Genomic DNA, 15,390 nt, shown 5'->3' with positions numbered 1-15,390 from the left:
GTTTCAATTGTTCTATAAAGAAAATTGCTATAAAAGCAATTTCACTTGAACTGACATTTAACTAAAAAAATGTTTTATTTTCTCTGTTCATTTTTCGTAACAACGGACTACAGCGATATCTATCTTCGTGGTATTCGTTGTATAATGCATCTAATTTTGAAACACACCAATCGATTCCTTTTTCATCAGCCCAAGCCAATAAGCCTTTCGGATAATTAACTCCTTTGGTCATCGCTATATCGATATCTGCTGCAGATGCGATATTTAAAAATAGTGCGTCTGCTGCTTCGTTGATTAGCATGACTAATACACGATCGAAAATTTGATTTTTAAGAACCATTTCCTTTTCATAGGTTTCAAAAGTTCTTGTGTTAGCATGATTTGTGTTAATTATTTTTCCGTTTTCATCGTAGTCATAATATCCTTTTCCTGATTTCCGTCCTAAATAACCTGCTTCTGAAAAACGTTTTTGCGTAAACGAAGGCTTATATCTTGGATCAAAATAGAAAGCGGTGAATACGGTTTCGGTAACAGTATAATTCACATCATTTCCAATGAAATCCATCAATTCGAATGGCCCCATTCTGAAACCACCTAAAGATTTTAAACTATGATCGATGGTTGCAAAATCGGCTAATCCTTCTTCATAAATTCTTAGTGCTTCGCCGTAAAATGGTCTTGCTACTCTATTTACTATAAATCCTGGCGTGTCTTTAGCAACTGCTACTACTTTTTTCCAATCGGTAATCGTTTGGATAGCTTTCTCCAAAACCTCTTTTGAAGTTTGTATGGCAGGAATTACTTCCACCAATTTCATTAAAGGCGCTGGATTAAAAAAGTGAATCCCAACGCAGCGTTCCGGTTTTTTAAGGGATGCTGCAATGGATGCTATAGATAAACTAGATGTGTTTGATGCAATAATACAATCATCTGCAACATAGCTTTCTAATTCTGAAAACACTTTTTTCTTAATGTCTAGGTTTTCAATAATGGCTTCTATAGTTAGGTTGGAATCTGCTAAATCTTTTAGGTTGCTTACATAAGCGATGTTTGCTTGAATTCTATCTTTTTCAGATGTATCAATTCTTCCTTTTTCAATTAAACGCAATAATATTTTCTCCAAACTTCCTTTTGCTTTATCTAAAGCTGCTTGATTGGTATCGTATAACTTTACTGTACAACCAGAAGTTGCAGCCACTTGCGCGATGCCGCTTCCCATGGTTCCTCCTCCTATGATTCCTATATTCATGTATATTTTATTAAAAACCTACAAGGTTTCAGAAACCTTGAAGGTTGCGTCCTTTTTAGTTTCCTTTAAAACTCGGTTTTCTTTTTTCAATAAATGCCGCAACACCTTCTGCATAATCATTGCTTTGTGCTGCTTCTATTTGCAATTTAGATTCTAAAGCCAATTGCGATTCTAAATCGTTAGTCATCGATTTATTGAATAATTCTTTAATCATTCCCAATGCTTTAGTTGGCATGTTTGCTAGTTTTAAAGCTAGTTTATAAATGGTTTCCTCAAATTCTTCCGTAGGAACACATTTGTAAATCATGCCCATTCTTTCTGCTTCTTCAGCTCCAATTTTATCACCAAGCATAGCTAAAGCCAATGCTTTTTGAAATCCGATTAATCTTGGTAAAAAGAAAGTCCCAGCACTATCTGGAACCAAACCTATCAAACTAAAAGCTTGAATAAAACTTACTTTTTCATGCGCAACAACAATATCACAAGCCAAAGCAATATTTGCTCCTGCTCCTGCTGCTACTCCGTTAACCGCAGCAATTACTGGTTTTTTAATATTTCTAATTCTAGTGATTATCGGATTGTAGTGTTCTTCTAGTATTTTTTTAAATCCTGGATTCAAATCTGGATCTGTAACTTCTTTTAAATCTTGACCGGCACAAAATGCTTTTCCGTTTCCTGTAAGAACAATGGCTCTCACATCTTCATTTTTTTCACAAGCATCTAATGTGTCGTGCAGTAAAAATGCCATTTCACGATTGAAACTATTGAAGACTTCTGGTCTGTTTAGCGTTATGTATGCTACTTTATTTTCTATTTTTATTAGAATTGAATTGTTACTCATACCTTATTTTTTATTTGTTCTCGATACAAAATTGCAAAAAAGCAATTTCACTCGAACTGACATCCATTTTCTATTTTAAACATTTAAAGTAATCAAATGGTTCTTGGCAATCATCACACTGAAATTGTGCTTTGCATGCTGTGGAACCAAACTGACTTACTAATCTTGTATTTGTGGAACCACAATTGGTACACTTTACTAATCGTTTTCCATTTAGCAATACATCTTTATCTGCTTCTGCGTTTAAAGGTGCTGCTATTCCGTAATCTTCTAGAGCTTTTCTTCCTCTTGGTGTAATCCAATCGGTGGTCCAAGCTGGTGCAAGAATTAATTCTATTTCGGAATCATATCCTGCTGCTTTTAAAGCACTTTTAATATCGTCACCAATAACATCCATTGCTGGACAACCACTATAGGTTGGTGTTATTTGCACTTTCACCATATCCTTTTCTATAACAGCTGAACGAACAACTCCCATATCCATAATAGATAATACTGGAATTTCAGGATCTGAAACCTGTTCCAGAATTGGAATTAAAATTTCGTCTATGTTTTGTTCTGTTGTCATATTTATTGAGACCTCTCGACTGCGCTCGAGGTGACATTTAGTTTTGATTTATGAGATTTCCGCCTTCGCGGAAATGACAAAAAAGGCATTTTCTACCATTCCATATTAGGATAAGCACGCTGCATATATTGAAGCTCTGCTAATAAATACCCTAAATGTTCTGTATGAATTCCTTTTTTACCTCCTTTTTGAAACCATTTAGATTCTGGAATTTCCAGTGTTGCTTCTTCTAAAACGGCATTTACTTTTTCATAATATGCTTCTTTTAACAAAGTAACATCTACACCAATTCCTTCAGCAACCATAGCCTTATCTGCTTCGGTTTGATGAAATAACTCATCGGTATACGTCCATAATCCATCGATAGCATCTTGCATTTTTTGATGGCTTACAGCTGTTCCATCTCCTAAACGTTTTATCCAATCTGTAGAAAAACGCAAATGATAGCTTACTTCTTTAATGGATTTGTTTGCTATTGCCGACAATGTTAAGTCTTTGCTTTTCTGTAATTCTTGTAAAAAAAGTAAGTGGTAGACATCGAATAAAAACTGACGTGCCATAGTATATGCAAAGTCCGTATTTGGTTGTTCTACCAACAATACATTTACATATTCTCTTTCTTTACGAAGCATTGCAATATCATCTTCGGTTCTATTATCACCTGCAATTTTTGCTGCATATTGGTAATAACTTCTTACTTGTCCGAATAAATCTAAAGACATATTGGTACATGCAATATCTGTTTCTAGACTTGGCCCATGACCTGTTAGCGACCCTAATCTTTGTCCGAGAATTAGACTGTTGTCTGCGATACCTAGAATGTATTTGTATAAGTTTTCGTTTATCATGTTTAATCGATTGAGACCTTTCGACTGCGCTCAAGGTGACATTTAGTTTCAATTTATGAGATTCCTGCCTTCGCAGGAATTTTACATATGTTTCACCTCATCTGGTAAATCGTAAAATGTTGGATGACGATATACTTTATCGTGAGCAGGCTCAAACATTTCACCATTATTCTCTGGATTGGATGCTGTTATATGTTTAGATTCTACTACCCAAATACTAACACCTTCACTTCTTCTGGTGTACACGTCACGTGCATTTTCTAATGCCATATCTTCATCTGCTGCGTGTAAACTTCCGCAGTGGCGATGTTCTAATCCGTTTTTACTTCTTACGAAGACCTCCCAAAGTGGCCAGTTTTTTTTATCAGACATAATTAATTGTATTTTTTATCTTGTTCTCGATACAAAATTGCAAAAGAGCAATTTCACTCGAACTGACAATGAAATTTAAATTGCTTGTTTTTGTTTTCTTTCTTGTTTCTTTTCTGCGTAAGCCATAGCTGCATCGCGAACCCATTCACCTTCTTCCCAAGCACCAACTCGTGCTTTCATTCGTTCTTTATTCATTGGTCCATGTCCTTTTACAACTTGCCAGAACTCATCCCAATTGATTTCACCAAAATCGTAACTCTGACGTTCTTCGTTCCATTTTAAATCGGCATCTGGAATTGTCAATCCGATTAACTCGGCTTGTGGTACCGTTTGATCTATAAATTGCTGACGTAAATCGTCGTTAGACTTACGTTTTAATTTCCATTTCATGGATTGTTCTGTGTGGATAGATTCTGCATCTGTAGGACCTAACATCATCAAACTTGGCCACCACCAACGATTTAAAGCATCTTGTGCCATGTCCTTTTGTTCTGGTGTACCATTAGCCAATTTTATCATGATTTCATAACCTTGACGTTGGTGAAAACTTTCTTCTTTACATACACGAACCATTGCTCTTGCGTACGGTCCGTAAGAGGTATTACACAATGGCACTTGGTTTATAATTGCAGCACCATCTACTAACCAACCTACTGCTCCCATATCTGCCCAAGTTATTGTTGGGTAGTTAAAGATGGAAGAGTATTTTGCTTTTCCGGAGTGTAATTGCTCGTATAATTCTTCACGAGAAACCCCTAAAGTTTCGCAAGCAGAATATAAATATAAACCGTGTCCTGCTTCGTCTTGTACTTTTGCCAACAAGGCAACTTTACGACGTAAGGAAGGTGCTCTTGTGATCCAGTTTCCTTCTGGAAGCATACCTACAATTTCGGAATGTGCGTGTTGCGACATTTGCCTAATATGCGTTTTGCGATATTTTTCTGGCATCCAATCTTTTGGTTCGATTTTCTCGTCTCTGGCAATACGTGCTTCGAATTGCGCTTCTAGATTTTTTATTTGTTCTTCACTCATAATATATAGTTGTTCGTGAATCGTTTTTTATTAATGGATTCCGCATCAAGTGCGGAATGACAAATCTTTTTGGTTACACTGCATTCGCGTTAGCGATTGAACAGTTTGTTTGAGCTCCTTTTTGTTTTTTCGCAAAAATAGCGAGCTGTGAAAGCGCGACCCTTGTGGTAACGCCCAAATTTTTATTACATTAAATTGATGAGATTCCCATTTTCATGGGAATGCTCGCCTTTGGCTCACACATCAAAATCGACCACAACTTTTCCTGTTGTTGGTACTGCTTGACAGCTTAATACTAGTTTTTGTGCGACTTCTTTATCGTCTAATGCGTAGTTTATTTTCATTTCTACTGCGCCTTCAACCACGCGACATTTACAGGTGCTACAAACGCCTCCTTTACATGCGAATGGCAAATCTGCTCCTGCACCTAAAGCTGCATCGAGAATATTATCGTAATCTTTAGTCATGGTGAAAGCAAATTCTTTTCCGCCATCGACAATAGTTACTTCAACACCTTCTACATTTTGTTTGGCTAAACGTTCTGCTCTTTTAATATCTTCATCTGAAAGTCCGGTAACAAAAAGCTCGAAATGCACCAATTCTTTAGGCAATCCTGCATCTATTAAATAAGTGCTTACATAGTTTACCATTTTTTCTGGTCCGCAAAGAAATACTTCACTCGTATCTGGAATATCGATAAACGTTTTGGTTAGCACTTGCATTTTCTCATCGTCAAATCGTCCATTAAACAGTTCAATATCTCTACGTTCTTTGGTTAAGAAATAATAAATTTCTAGTCTGCCAAAAAAGGTATTTCTAAGTTGTTCTAGTTCTTCTTTAAAGATAATGGATTTTGCGGTTTTATTTACATAAAACAATTTACAAGTTGCGTTTGGCTCTGCGGTTAAGTGTGCCTTTATCATGGAAAGCACTGGTGTAACACCGCTTCCAGCTGCAAAAAACAGATAATTTTTAGCTGCATCTGGTTGTACTGGAACTCCGAAGTTTCCGCTTGGCGCCATGACTTCTAGTGTATCTCCTGTTTTTAAACTATCGTTTACATAGCTTGAAAATTTACCCCCTGGAATTCCCTTTACAGCCACTTTCCATTGGTTATCTGCAGGACTAGAACAAAGCGAGTAGGAACGACGAACATCTTCGCCATTAATATCTGCTTTTAATGTTAAATGTTGCCCTTGACGGAATTTAAATTCGTTTTTTAATTCGTCTGGAACAGCAAAAGAAATTACAGAACAATCTTCTGTTTCTTTATATATATCTTGAATTTTGAGCTTATAAAATTGCGCCATATTTGTACTTTGTAATTTAACTAACACTTGTTAGTTTAGAGAACAAATATACAAAATAATATTATTAACTATTTGTTAATTCCGTGAATGAGGACTTCACTTAGGTTATTTGCTAAATCGTTTGCGTTAAGATCTTCTTTTTTGGGAATCCATAAATAGAGGGAACGCAGCGTAGAAAGCATAGAAAACATAATCACTTCGGGATTACTTTGTTTAATTTCTAAAGCATGTATCCCTTGATTTATAATTTTAATAAAATTAGCTTCGTAGTCATTACGTAACTGCAAATAATAATCTAATTGATCTTCTAGATGCATCCAATCGCTATTTAAGGAAGCCATTTGGTTGGTATTACACGCGGTAATATTTACATGCATAGCCACTATTTGCTTTAGCTTATCGATATTAGAAGTCTTGGAATTATAAATAGCATCCATCCCATTTGTAAATTCTTCGGCAAGGGAAATAATTATTTCTTTTAAAATTTCTTGCTTTGATTTTATGTGATTGTACAGACTTGCAGCTTTCATTCCCATTGCTGTTGCTAAATCTCGCATGGTAACGGCATTATAACCTTTCTCTTTAAAAAGCTTGGCTGCTGTTTTAATTATTTCGTCTTTTCGTGTTTGCTGCGTCATATAGTGGCTGAAGATAAAAAAAATATGTTGTAACCTATGTTACTTATCTTTTGAAAAAATTGAATGTAATTTGTAAAAAAACAAAATTATGGGATTATTCAGTTTCTTATCTGGAAATAAAAACGATAAAATTAAAGATTTTCAATCTAAAGGCGCAATAATTATTGACGTTAGAACGAAAGGAGAATATAGCCAAGGTGCCATTCCCGGATCTAAAAATATTCCACTACAAGTGATAACCGGAAAAATAAGCGAGATCAAAAAACTTAACAAACCAGTAATTACCTGTTGTGCAAGTGGTATGCGTTCTGGTAGTGCAGCAAGTATCTTAAAAGCACAAGGAATTGAAGCTATTAATGGTGGCGGCTGGTTAAGCTTGAGTAAAAAGCTATAACGGAAAGCTTTTTAACACTTCTAAATTACGAATAGGTTTTTCGTTGTATTGTAAGCTCCAACCTAAAGAATTGGTTAGAATATAAAACTTAGACAACTCACTAATCAGTCTGTTTTTGGCATTGGTTTTTAAATCGGATGCTTCTACTTTTCTCATTAAAGATTGCTTTACGGTTTCTTTAATAGCATTGTAGTCATTAGCTTCGAATGGGTTTAAAAAATCGGATTGCACGTCATAATATTCAAAATCTGGACTGATTTTAATTTCTTCTTCTGGAATACTTAAAATGGTAAGTGTTTTAGTTGCTTCGTCAATTTTATATTCTATTTTGCTTAAATCATAAGCAATAGTAACATCTGCATTAACAACAACAAGGGCTTTTTTATCGGATGTAAAATATTGTCCGAAAATCTCTTTAGAATTTTTATAATTAAAGACTTCGCTAAAATGACCTTCGGTCACCACCAGCTTTCCAACGTTTTTAATTTGTTCTTGAATTAAAGCAGAACTTTCTTGAAGTACAATTTTGTCTTCTTTTTTATCACCACAGTATTTGAAGGTGAATAGTATGACTAGGGTTAATAGAACACCAAAAATAATTTTACGCATATATCAAAAATACACATAAAAAAAACATCAACAACAAATACTTAAGTGATTAAGTTTGTGGCTGATGTTTAGTATGTAATTGATTAATAGCATTATAAATATAATACATATTAGCTATCATCAACTAATTTTTCGACCAAAAGAGAATTAAAAAGACTACAGGTAAATAGTTAACATGTTTGTAACTAAAAACTTACAAAACTATAATCCCTTTGTATATTCTTGATCTTAACTTGCAGTTTAGCAACAAATTGAAGGTGTGCTTCTGCATTTGGATTAAAAGGTTTGTGCATCAATCCTTTTTGAATGATCTCTATATCCTGCATGGTATTGCTTGCTTCGGAAGAAATCCAGACTTGTTGGAACTTATTCCAAATATATTGTATCGCTGTTTTATTTGGATGTAACATGTCTTCCTTGTAAAAACGATAATCGCGAAGTTCGTCTAGCATAATTTCGAAAGACGGAAAGTAACTTAGACCTCTCGACTGCTTTTGAGGCGACAATAGCTCATGAATAGCTGTTATTAAATGGGCTTTGCTTTGTGTATTTTCTATAAAACCATCTTTTATATGACGAACCGGAGAAACCGTAAAAATAACGGAAGCATTAGCATTTACTTCTTTAAGGCTTGCAACGATATTTTCTAAAGATGCTACAATTTCTGGAACTGCAAGTAATTCTTTTGTAAACGCTTTTTGAGGCACTTTATGGCAGTTGGCAACAACAGCTTTAGTTTCTATATGTTTATATACCCACGCTGTTCCTAAAGTAATGATAATGTGTGACGCTTCTGTAATTTGCTTTTTGGTGGATGTGATCGCAGCATTTAGATCCTCTATTAAATTTGCTTTGGAAGCATTACTTAATATAGAATGTGCTTGATAGCAATGCCATTGTTCTTTATGAAAAAAGATATCTTTTTCGGAATATACTTTTCCTTGACTTGCATTTACGATTAAAGATTCAATAGCTTTTGGATGGAATAAAATTCCGAAAGGATTTATTGTATTCTGAAACTTGAAGTAATTAAATTTCTCACCTATGTTTTCTGAAAAACACGAACCTAACAACAAGAGTTTAGCATCATAATTAATTTGATTATGCTCTTGTTGTTGTAATGGTATTTGTGTTTGTAGTTTCAATTAAGATTTGTTTTTGTCTGACTTTCTTTTTTCTTTAAATCTATTTTTTAATAATGTTTCTGTTGCTGCCAATAACAAAGCGTAGTCTCCTAAATTATTTTCTGTATTAAATTTCTTTAATTGGTTTTTAGTTTGAAAATCAAAAACACCAGTTTCCACAACAACATAACCCAGATAATTTAATTGTGATTGATTTTTTTCTGTTGTTTTCTTAGAAGGATTACTCAAAACCTTAACCCATTTCTCATTAGAATCTGCAGAATAACAATACATATATTTCTCGCCTTGCTTTGGGTTTTTAGGTAAGTTTATTTCTTGTGCATTACTACAAAATGAGACAAGAAAAACAAATAGCAACAAATAATACTTCATTTTTATATTAAATAATTTTTACTCTCCGCAAGCGCAGCTTCAATTCCTTCCGGATTTTTCCCTCCTGCAGTTGCAAAGAAAGGTTGTCCGCCACCACCTCCATGAATATACTTACCAAGTTCTCTAACTACCGTTCCAGCATTCAAGCCTTTTTCGGCAACTAGTTCCTTAGAAATATAACAAGAAAGTAATGCTTTTCCGTTTTGTTCTGTTGCAAACAACAAGAATAAGTTGGTTTGATTTTCGCCTAACTTAAAGCAAACATCTTTTATTCCTCCAGCATCTAAATCTAATTTTTTAGATAAAAACTGAATGCCATTTATTTCGGTTAATTCGTTTTTTAAATCGCTAATAATATTTTTAGCTTTGTCCTTTAGTAAGCCTTCTATTTGCTTTTTTAAATCGGTATTCTCGCTTTGCAGATTCTGTAATGCTTTTACTGGTTCTTTAGCATTATTCAATAAATCTTTCATTTCAAAATACGCTCTGTTATTTTCAAAATAGAAATCTTTTACCGCATCATTGGTAATTGCTTCAATTCTACGAATTCCGGAAGCCACTGCACCTTCTGAAGTAATCTTAAAATGCCAAATATCTGCTGTATTTTTCACGTGTGTTCCACCACAAAGCTCCATGGATTGTCCAAAACGAATGGTACGTACAGTATCTCCGTATTTTTCACCAAAGAGCGCCATTGCTCCTTCTTCTAGTGCTTTTTCCATTGGCACGTTTCTATTTTCCTGCAAAGCTAATTTGCCATCAATTCTAGCATTGACAAAGTTTTCTACATCTCGAAGTTGCTCCACAGTAACTTTAGAGAAATGGGAGAAATCGAAACGTAAATATTTAGAGTGCACTGCAGAACCTTTTTGTTCTACATGATCTCCTAAAACTTCACGTAGTGCTTGGTGTAATAAATGTGTTGCTGTATGATTGCATTCTGTTCTGTTACGTTGTTTGGCATCTACAGCTGCTTTAAAAGTCTCGTTTAAATGCTTTGGTAAGTTTTTAGTAAGATGAATGATTACATTATTCTCTCTTTTGGTATCGACAATATAAGATACGTCTCCATTTAGATCTTCTAGATACCCTTTATCTCCTACTTGTCCGCCACCTTCCGCATAGAATGGTGTTAAATTGAATACCAACTGATACATCTCGCCATCCTTTTTAGAAGTAACTTTTCGGTATCTAGTAATTTTTACTTTTGTTTCTAAAGTATCATAACCAACAAACTCTTGTTCGGCATCTTCCAATAAAACGGTCCAATCTTCAGATGTTAATGCAGAAGATTCTCTACCTCTTTCTTTTTGTTTTTTTAATTCTGCGTTAAATTCAGCTACATTATAGGTATAGCCTTTTTCACGTAAAATTAAATCGGTTAAATCTTCAGGAAAACCGTAGGTATCTTTTAATTCGAAAACTTTAGATCCTAAAATTTCTTTTCCGTTGGTGGTTTCAATAATGCGATCTAACAACAATAATCCTTGATCTAGTGTTCTTAAAAACGAAGCTTCTTCCTCTTTAATTACATTTTCAATTAATTGTTTTTGTGCTTTTAATTCAGGAAAAGCAGTTCCCATTTTTTTAGACAGAACATCTACCAATCTATAAATAAATGGTTCTTTTTTATCTAAAAAGGTAAAAGCATAACGAATAGCACGACGTAGAATTCTACGAATTACGTAACCCGCACCTGTATTACTTGGCAATTGTCCGTCTGCAATAGAAAATGCAACTGCACGCACGTGATCTGAAATGACACGAATAGCAACATCTACTTTTTCGTCTTTGCCATACTCTTTATTTGTAGTCGCTTCTATTTCGCGAATAATAGGTGTAAAAACATCGGTATCGTAATTCGACTGCACGTTTTGTAGCACCATACAAAGACGCTCAAACCCCATTCCTGTATCAATATGTTTGTTTGGTAATGGCTCTAAAGATCCGTTTGCTTTACGATTGTATTGCATGAATACTAAGTTCCAGATTTCCACTACTTGTGGATGGTCCATATTTACTAAAGACTTACCGTCTACTTTTGCTTTTTCTTCTGCCGAACGAATATCCACATGAATTTCACTACAAGGTCCGCAAGGTCCTTGTTCGCCCATTTCCCAGAAATTATCTTTTTTGTTTCCTTTTAAGATGCGGTCTTCCGAGATAAATTGTTTCCAAATATCATAGGCCTCGGTATCCATTTTAAGGTTGTCATCATCGTCACTTCCTTCAAAAACGGTTACGTATAAAATATCTTTATCAATTCCGTAAACATCTACTAAAAGCTCCCAAGCCCAAGCAATTGCTTCCTTTTTAAAGTAATCACCAAAAGACCAATTCCCTAACATTTCGAATAAAGTATGGTGATAGGTATCATAACCAACCTCTTCTAAATCGTTATGTTTACCAGAAACACGCAAGCATTTTTGACTATCTGTAAGTCTCGTATTTTTTGGTTCTGCATTTCCTAAAAAGTATTCTTTAAAAGGTGCCATTCCAGAATTGACAAACATTAATGTAGGGTCATCCTTTAAAACCATAGGTGCAGATGGTACGATGCTATGCTTTTTTTCTTCAAAAAAACTTAAAAACTTTGAGCGAATATCTTGAGACTTCATGTACTTTTATTAATATCTTGTTTCTGTTAAATTACTTTTAATGCGAAACAATTTCTATATTTGTTCGTTTGCTATTTATAAATAAATAGAATTTCTATTTATACTTCATGCAAAAATAGTATAAATTATATAATGAGTAAGGTAAAATATTATTATGATTCTGAAACGCTTTCTTATAGAAAGATAGAACGCAAAAAACGCAAGACTTTTAAATACATTCTTGGTTTTTTAAGTGCAGCTGCATTATTTGGATTCTTTTTTCTTTTTATTGCTGGTCATTACTTTGAATCTCCTAAAGAAAAAGCTTTAAATAGAGAACTCCAGAATTTAAAATTAAACTTTGAATTACTAAATAAAAAGTTTGATGAGGCAGAAGCTGTTTTAGCTAACGTGGAAGACAGAGACAATAATATCTACAGACTTTATTTTGAAGCAAACCCAATTCCAGAAGAACAACGCAAAGCTGGATTTGGAGGAGTTAACAGATATAAAAGTTTTGAAGGTTATGACAACTCTCAACTTATTATTGAAAGTAACAAGCGCATAGATAGACTACAAAAACGAATTGTTGTGCAATCGAAATCTTTAGATGAAATAGCAATTCTTGCCACAGAAAAAGAAAAATTACTTGCTGCAATTCCTGCGATTCAACCTATAAGAAATGAAGATTTAACACGTATGGCTTCAGGTTATGGTGTACGAACAGACCCATTTACTAAAGCAAGAAAAATGCATTGGGGAATGGACTTTACATCACCAAGAGGCACTCCAATATATGCTACAGGAGATGGCGTTGTAATTCGTGCTGATGCTAATGCAACGGGTTACGGAAAGCATATTAGAATAGATCATGGCTATGGCTATGTTTCTTTATATGCACACATGTACAAATATAATGTTAGAAAAAATCAAAAAGTAAAACGTGGTGATTTAATAGGTTTTGTAGGTAGTACAGGCCGAAGTGAAGCGCCTCATTTACATTATGAAGTCTTTAAAGACGATCAACGTATTAACCCAATAAACTTTTACTATGGTAGTTTAACTGCAGAAGAGTTTAATGAGCTATTAAAACATGCATCATTAGAAAACCAATCCTTAGATTAAATGTTTATAGATTTACCTGAAAAACGATATTATAGTATTGGCGAGGTTGCCAAAGCGTTTGGTGTAAACACATCACTTATTCGTTTTTGGGAAAAAGAATTTGATGCTTTAAAACCTAAAAAAAACGCAAAAGGTAATCGGAAATTTACTCCAGAAGACATAAACAACCTAAAATTAATTTATCATTTAGTAAAAGAAAGAGGTTTCACTTTAGAAGGTGCAAAAACGCATTTAAAAGAAGAGAAACAGAAAACCTTATCTAATTTCGATATAATTAGTAAATTAGAAGGAATTAAAAATCAATTAATAAAAATAAAAGAACAACTATAAAACTAACAAATATGAAAAAGGTACTACTTCCATTAATTGTCCTAGGACTTATTGCTTTTGCAATATTTTCTTGGGGAAAGAATTTTAATAATACAGCAGTAAACTTAAAAGAATCTGCAACAAAAACATGGGGAAATGTAGAGAGCTCCTACCAACGTAGAAACGATCTTATTGGTAATTTAATTAAAACCGTTCAAGGTGCTGCCGATTTTGAAAGAACCACTTTAAGAGAAGTTATAGAAGCCAGAGCAAAAGCTACCTCAACAAACATTGACGCTAGTAATTTAACAGCAGAAAACATGGCACAATTTCAACAAGCACAAAGTGGTTTAAGTGGCGCATTATCCAAATTATTAGTTTCCGTAGAGCGTTACCCAGAACTTAAAGCAAATCAAAACTTTTTAGAATTACAAAGTCAATTAGAAGGTACAGAAAACAGAATCAATGTTGCAAGAGATAGATTTAATGAGTCTGTAGAGCCTTACAATAAGCATATAAAAACATTTCCAAATAATTTATTAGCAGGATTTCTAAATTTTGCACCAATGGATTATTACAAAGCAGATGCAGGAAGCGAAAATGCTCCGGATGTAGATTTTGATTTCAAATAAAAACAATGTCAAATATAGTTGAAGCATTTTTAAGCACTATTGAAGAACAAGAAGTTGTTGAAGCTATTCGTTTAGCCGAAAAAAGCACTTCGGGTGAAATACGTGTGCATATAGAAAACACTTTTAAAGACGATATAGAAAATCGTGCTTTAGAAGTGTTTTCCATTTTAAAAATGCATAATACCAGACTACAAAATGGTGTGTTAATCTATGTTGCAGTAAAGGATAAAGCCTTTGCCATTTATGGAGATAAAGGCATACATGAAGTGGTTGGAACCAATTTTTGGAACGAAACCAAAGCAACCATAGAAAACCAATTTAAATCTGGAAACTTCAAACAAGGTTTGGTAGATGGCATTTTACATGCTGGAGAACAATTAAAAAAACATTTTCCTATAAGTGATTCTAACCGAAACGAACTTGATAACGAAATATCTAAAAGCTAATGCAAAAGCTAAAACACTTATTTTTAATTACCTGTTTTGCATTACTTTCTTTTGGAAATGTTTCTGCACAATTTGATATCCCGGAAACACCAGAGTTTCAAACTAGTGTTTATGATTATATTAGTATGTTATCTGCTAATGAAAAATCATCCTTAGAAAACAAGCTTATTAAATATTCGGATACTACTTCTACACAGATAGTAGTTGCTATTATTCCTAGTACAAAAGGAGAAAACATTATGTACTTGGCCACAGAATGGGCGCATAAATGGGGCGTTGGTGGTAGTAAAGAAAAAGATAATGGTGTTTTTATTCTACTTGCTAGAGACGACAGAAAAATAGCTATTGCCACTGGTTATGGCGTAGAGCACTTACTTACAGACGCGATGTCTAGACGTATTATTGAACGCGACATTATACCATACTTTAAACAAAACGATTATTACGGAGGTTTAAATAGAGGTGCTGACGCTATATTTGAAGTCCTAACTGGCGAATATCAAGGTTCTCGTCAATCTAATAACTCTGGAGAGTTCCCAATAGGCTTTGTAGTTCTTCTATTTATCATATTCATTATCATCTTAATTTCTATTTCTAAAAACCGACGAAGTGGAGGAAATGGCACCGATAATTTTGGAGGCGGAAGCAATACCACACGAAGTATCTTAGAAGCAATCATATTAAGCAACTCTGGTCGTGGCGGCTACAGAAGTGGTTCTGGCGGCTTTGGCGGAGGTGGTTTTGGTGGCGGAAGTTCTGGTGGTGGTTTTGGTGGTGGCTTCGGTGGAGGTGGCTTTGGAGGTGGAGGCGCTTCTGGAGGTTGGTAGTCCTGCGCTAAAGCTTCGGACTATGTCTGTTCCGTGTTCCGTGTTCCGTGTTCCGTGTTCCGTGTTCCGTGTTCCG

Annotated in this window: 18 protein-coding genes; 6 read left to right on the top strand and 12 right to left on the bottom strand. The window is 34.4% G+C overall.

Translation table 11 applies throughout. The features are described from left to right. Nucleotides 1-61 precede the first annotated feature (61 nt). From FG167_RS09180 to FG167_RS09145, 8 genes are all read right to left on the bottom strand, one after another. Nucleotides 62-1,249: a 3-hydroxyacyl-CoA dehydrogenase NAD-binding domain-containing protein gene (locus FG167_RS09180; RefSeq protein WP_203458020.1), complete on the bottom strand. Its 1,188-nt coding sequence runs from the start codon at nt 1,247-1,249 to the stop codon at nt 62-64. A gap of 55 nt (nt 1,250-1,304) precedes the next feature. Then, nucleotides 1,305-2,090, bottom strand: coding sequence for an enoyl-CoA hydratase-related protein (locus FG167_RS09175; RefSeq protein ID WP_203458019.1), 786 nt, complete (start codon nt 2,088-2,090; stop codon nt 1,305-1,307). A gap of 70 nt (nt 2,091-2,160) precedes the next feature. Next, on the bottom strand, nt 2,161-2,658 hold the full coding sequence (paaD, locus tag FG167_RS09170; RefSeq protein ID WP_203458018.1) for a 1,2-phenylacetyl-CoA epoxidase subunit PaaD: 498 nt from the start codon (nt 2,656-2,658) through the stop codon (nt 2,161-2,163). A 92-nt stretch (nt 2,659-2,750) separates the two neighbouring features. Next, nucleotides 2,751-3,506: a 1,2-phenylacetyl-CoA epoxidase subunit PaaC gene (gene paaC / locus FG167_RS09165; protein ID WP_203458017.1), complete on the bottom strand. Its 756-nt coding sequence runs from the start codon at nt 3,504-3,506 to the stop codon at nt 2,751-2,753. A gap of 81 nt (nt 3,507-3,587) precedes the next feature. Beyond that, complete coding sequence (gene paaB, locus FG167_RS09160; RefSeq protein WP_076732058.1) at nt 3,588-3,878, bottom strand: 1,2-phenylacetyl-CoA epoxidase subunit PaaB; 291 nt, start codon at nt 3,876-3,878, stop codon at nt 3,588-3,590. A 75-nt stretch (nt 3,879-3,953) separates the two neighbouring features. After that, the gene (paaA, locus tag FG167_RS09155; RefSeq protein WP_203458016.1) at nt 3,954-4,910 is read right to left on the bottom strand and encodes a 1,2-phenylacetyl-CoA epoxidase subunit PaaA; all 957 of its coding nucleotides are present in this window, start codon (nt 4,908-4,910) and stop codon (nt 3,954-3,956) included. A 236-nt stretch (nt 4,911-5,146) separates the two neighbouring features. Continuing rightward, on the bottom strand, nt 5,147-6,220 hold the full coding sequence (locus FG167_RS09150) for a 2Fe-2S iron-sulfur cluster-binding protein (protein WP_203458015.1): 1,074 nt from the start codon (nt 6,218-6,220) through the stop codon (nt 5,147-5,149). A gap of 68 nt (nt 6,221-6,288) precedes the next feature. Continuing rightward, nucleotides 6,289-6,858 carry a TetR/AcrR family transcriptional regulator gene (locus FG167_RS09145; RefSeq protein WP_203458014.1) on the bottom strand — a complete coding sequence of 190 codons (570 nt, stop codon included), beginning with the start codon at nt 6,856-6,858 and terminating at the stop codon, nt 6,289-6,291. A gap of 88 nt (nt 6,859-6,946) precedes the next feature. On the opposite strand from FG167_RS09145, the gene FG167_RS09140 reads away from it, so the two are divergent. After that, the gene (locus FG167_RS09140) at nt 6,947-7,252 is read left to right on the top strand and encodes a rhodanese-like domain-containing protein (protein ID WP_055444534.1); all 306 of its coding nucleotides are present in this window, start codon (nt 6,947-6,949) and stop codon (nt 7,250-7,252) included. Here FG167_RS09140 and FG167_RS09135 read toward each other — a convergent pair. The 4 genes from FG167_RS09135 to alaS form a co-directional block, all read right to left on the bottom strand. After that, nucleotides 7,247-7,861 carry a DUF4230 domain-containing protein gene (locus tag FG167_RS09135; RefSeq protein ID WP_203458013.1) on the bottom strand — a complete coding sequence of 205 codons (615 nt, stop codon included), beginning with the start codon at nt 7,859-7,861 and terminating at the stop codon, nt 7,247-7,249. The two genes, FG167_RS09140 and FG167_RS09135, sit on opposite strands and share 6 nt — an antisense overlap. Before the next feature lie 185 nt (nt 7,862-8,046). After that, nucleotides 8,047-9,006, bottom strand: coding sequence for a GSCFA domain-containing protein (locus FG167_RS09130; RefSeq protein WP_203458012.1), 960 nt, complete (start codon nt 9,004-9,006; stop codon nt 8,047-8,049). Continuing rightward, nucleotides 9,007-9,378, bottom strand: coding sequence for a hypothetical protein (locus FG167_RS09125; protein ID WP_203458011.1), 372 nt, complete (start codon nt 9,376-9,378; stop codon nt 9,007-9,009). A 2-nt stretch (nt 9,379-9,380) separates the two neighbouring features. Next, a complete protein-coding gene (gene alaS / locus FG167_RS09120) occupies nt 9,381-11,996 on the bottom strand; it encodes an alanine--tRNA ligase (RefSeq protein WP_203458010.1) in 2,616 nt (871 codons plus the stop codon). A 132-nt stretch (nt 11,997-12,128) separates the two neighbouring features. On the opposite strand from alaS, the gene FG167_RS09115 reads away from it, so the two are divergent. Genes FG167_RS09115 through FG167_RS09095 form a run of 5 tightly spaced genes read left to right on the top strand, consistent with a single transcriptional unit; the run spans nt 12,129 to nt 15,314 of the window. After that, nucleotides 12,129-13,100, top strand: coding sequence for a M23 family metallopeptidase (locus tag FG167_RS09115; protein ID WP_203458009.1), 972 nt, complete (start codon nt 12,129-12,131; stop codon nt 13,098-13,100). Next, nucleotides 13,101-13,430: a MerR family transcriptional regulator gene (locus FG167_RS09110; RefSeq protein WP_203458008.1), complete on the top strand. Its 330-nt coding sequence runs from the start codon at nt 13,101-13,103 to the stop codon at nt 13,428-13,430. Nucleotides 13,431-13,441: 11 nt separating this feature from the next. After that, nucleotides 13,442-14,041: a LemA family protein gene (locus FG167_RS09105; protein WP_203458007.1), complete on the top strand. Its 600-nt coding sequence runs from the start codon at nt 13,442-13,444 to the stop codon at nt 14,039-14,041. Nucleotides 14,042-14,046: 5 nt separating this feature from the next. After that, complete coding sequence (locus tag FG167_RS09100; RefSeq protein WP_203458006.1) at nt 14,047-14,487, top strand: TPM domain-containing protein; 441 nt, start codon at nt 14,047-14,049, stop codon at nt 14,485-14,487. After that, nucleotides 14,487-15,314 (top strand): YgcG family protein, encoded by an 828-nt coding sequence (locus FG167_RS09095; RefSeq protein ID WP_203458005.1) that lies wholly within the window; start codon nt 14,487-14,489, stop codon nt 15,312-15,314. The genes FG167_RS09100 and FG167_RS09095 overlap by 1 nt, the downstream gene beginning before the upstream one ends. Nucleotides 15,315-15,390: the final 76 nt, after the last annotated feature.

Origin of the sequence: Lacinutrix sp. WUR7 (assembly GCF_016864015.1) — a bacterium.
Taxonomy (GTDB): domain Bacteria; phylum Bacteroidota; class Bacteroidia; order Flavobacteriales; family Flavobacteriaceae; genus Oceanihabitans.
This window is presented reverse-complemented; position numbering and strand designations above follow the sequence as displayed.

What these genes read in the sequence shown, in the direction of transcription:
- FG167_RS09135 (WP_203458013.1), bottom strand. Translation starts at nt 7,861, where the DNA reads ATGCGTAAAATTATTTTTGGTGTTCTATTAACCCTAGTCATACTATTC.
- FG167_RS09095 (WP_203458005.1), top strand. Translation starts at nt 14,487, where the DNA reads ATGCAAAAGCTAAAACACTTATTTTTAATTACCTGTTTTGCATTACTT.
- FG167_RS09110 (WP_203458008.1), top strand. Translation starts at nt 13,101, where the DNA reads ATGTTTATAGATTTACCTGAAAAACGATATTATAGTATTGGCGAGGTT.
- FG167_RS09105 (WP_203458007.1), top strand. Translation starts at nt 13,442, where the DNA reads ATGAAAAAGGTACTACTTCCATTAATTGTCCTAGGACTTATTGCTTTT.
- FG167_RS09140 (WP_055444534.1), top strand. Translation starts at nt 6,947, where the DNA reads ATGGGATTATTCAGTTTCTTATCTGGAAATAAAAACGATAAAATTAAA.
- FG167_RS09115 (WP_203458009.1), top strand. Translation starts at nt 12,129, where the DNA reads ATGAGTAAGGTAAAATATTATTATGATTCTGAAACGCTTTCTTATAGA.
- FG167_RS09180 (WP_203458020.1), bottom strand. Translation starts at nt 1,249, where the DNA reads ATGAATATAGGAATCATAGGAGGAGGAACCATGGGAAGCGGCATCGCG.
- FG167_RS09125 (WP_203458011.1), bottom strand. Translation starts at nt 9,378, where the DNA reads ATGAAGTATTATTTGTTGCTATTTGTTTTTCTTGTCTCATTTTGTAGT.
- alaS (WP_203458010.1), bottom strand. Translation starts at nt 11,996, where the DNA reads ATGAAGTCTCAAGATATTCGCTCAAAGTTTTTAAGTTTTTTTGAAGAA.
- paaC (WP_203458017.1), bottom strand. Translation starts at nt 3,506, where the DNA reads ATGATAAACGAAAACTTATACAAATACATTCTAGGTATCGCAGACAAC.
- FG167_RS09100 (WP_203458006.1), top strand. Translation starts at nt 14,047, where the DNA reads ATGTCAAATATAGTTGAAGCATTTTTAAGCACTATTGAAGAACAAGAA.
- FG167_RS09175 (WP_203458019.1), bottom strand. Translation starts at nt 2,090, where the DNA reads ATGAGTAACAATTCAATTCTAATAAAAATAGAAAATAAAGTAGCATAC.
- FG167_RS09145 (WP_203458014.1), bottom strand. Translation starts at nt 6,858, where the DNA reads ATGACGCAGCAAACACGAAAAGACGAAATAATTAAAACAGCAGCCAAG.
- paaB (WP_076732058.1), bottom strand. Translation starts at nt 3,878, where the DNA reads ATGTCTGATAAAAAAAACTGGCCACTTTGGGAGGTCTTCGTAAGAAGT.
- paaD (WP_203458018.1), bottom strand. Translation starts at nt 2,658, where the DNA reads ATGACAACAGAACAAAACATAGACGAAATTTTAATTCCAATTCTGGAA.
- paaA (WP_203458016.1), bottom strand. Translation starts at nt 4,910, where the DNA reads ATGAGTGAAGAACAAATAAAAAATCTAGAAGCGCAATTCGAAGCACGT.
- FG167_RS09150 (WP_203458015.1), bottom strand. Translation starts at nt 6,220, where the DNA reads ATGGCGCAATTTTATAAGCTCAAAATTCAAGATATATATAAAGAAACA.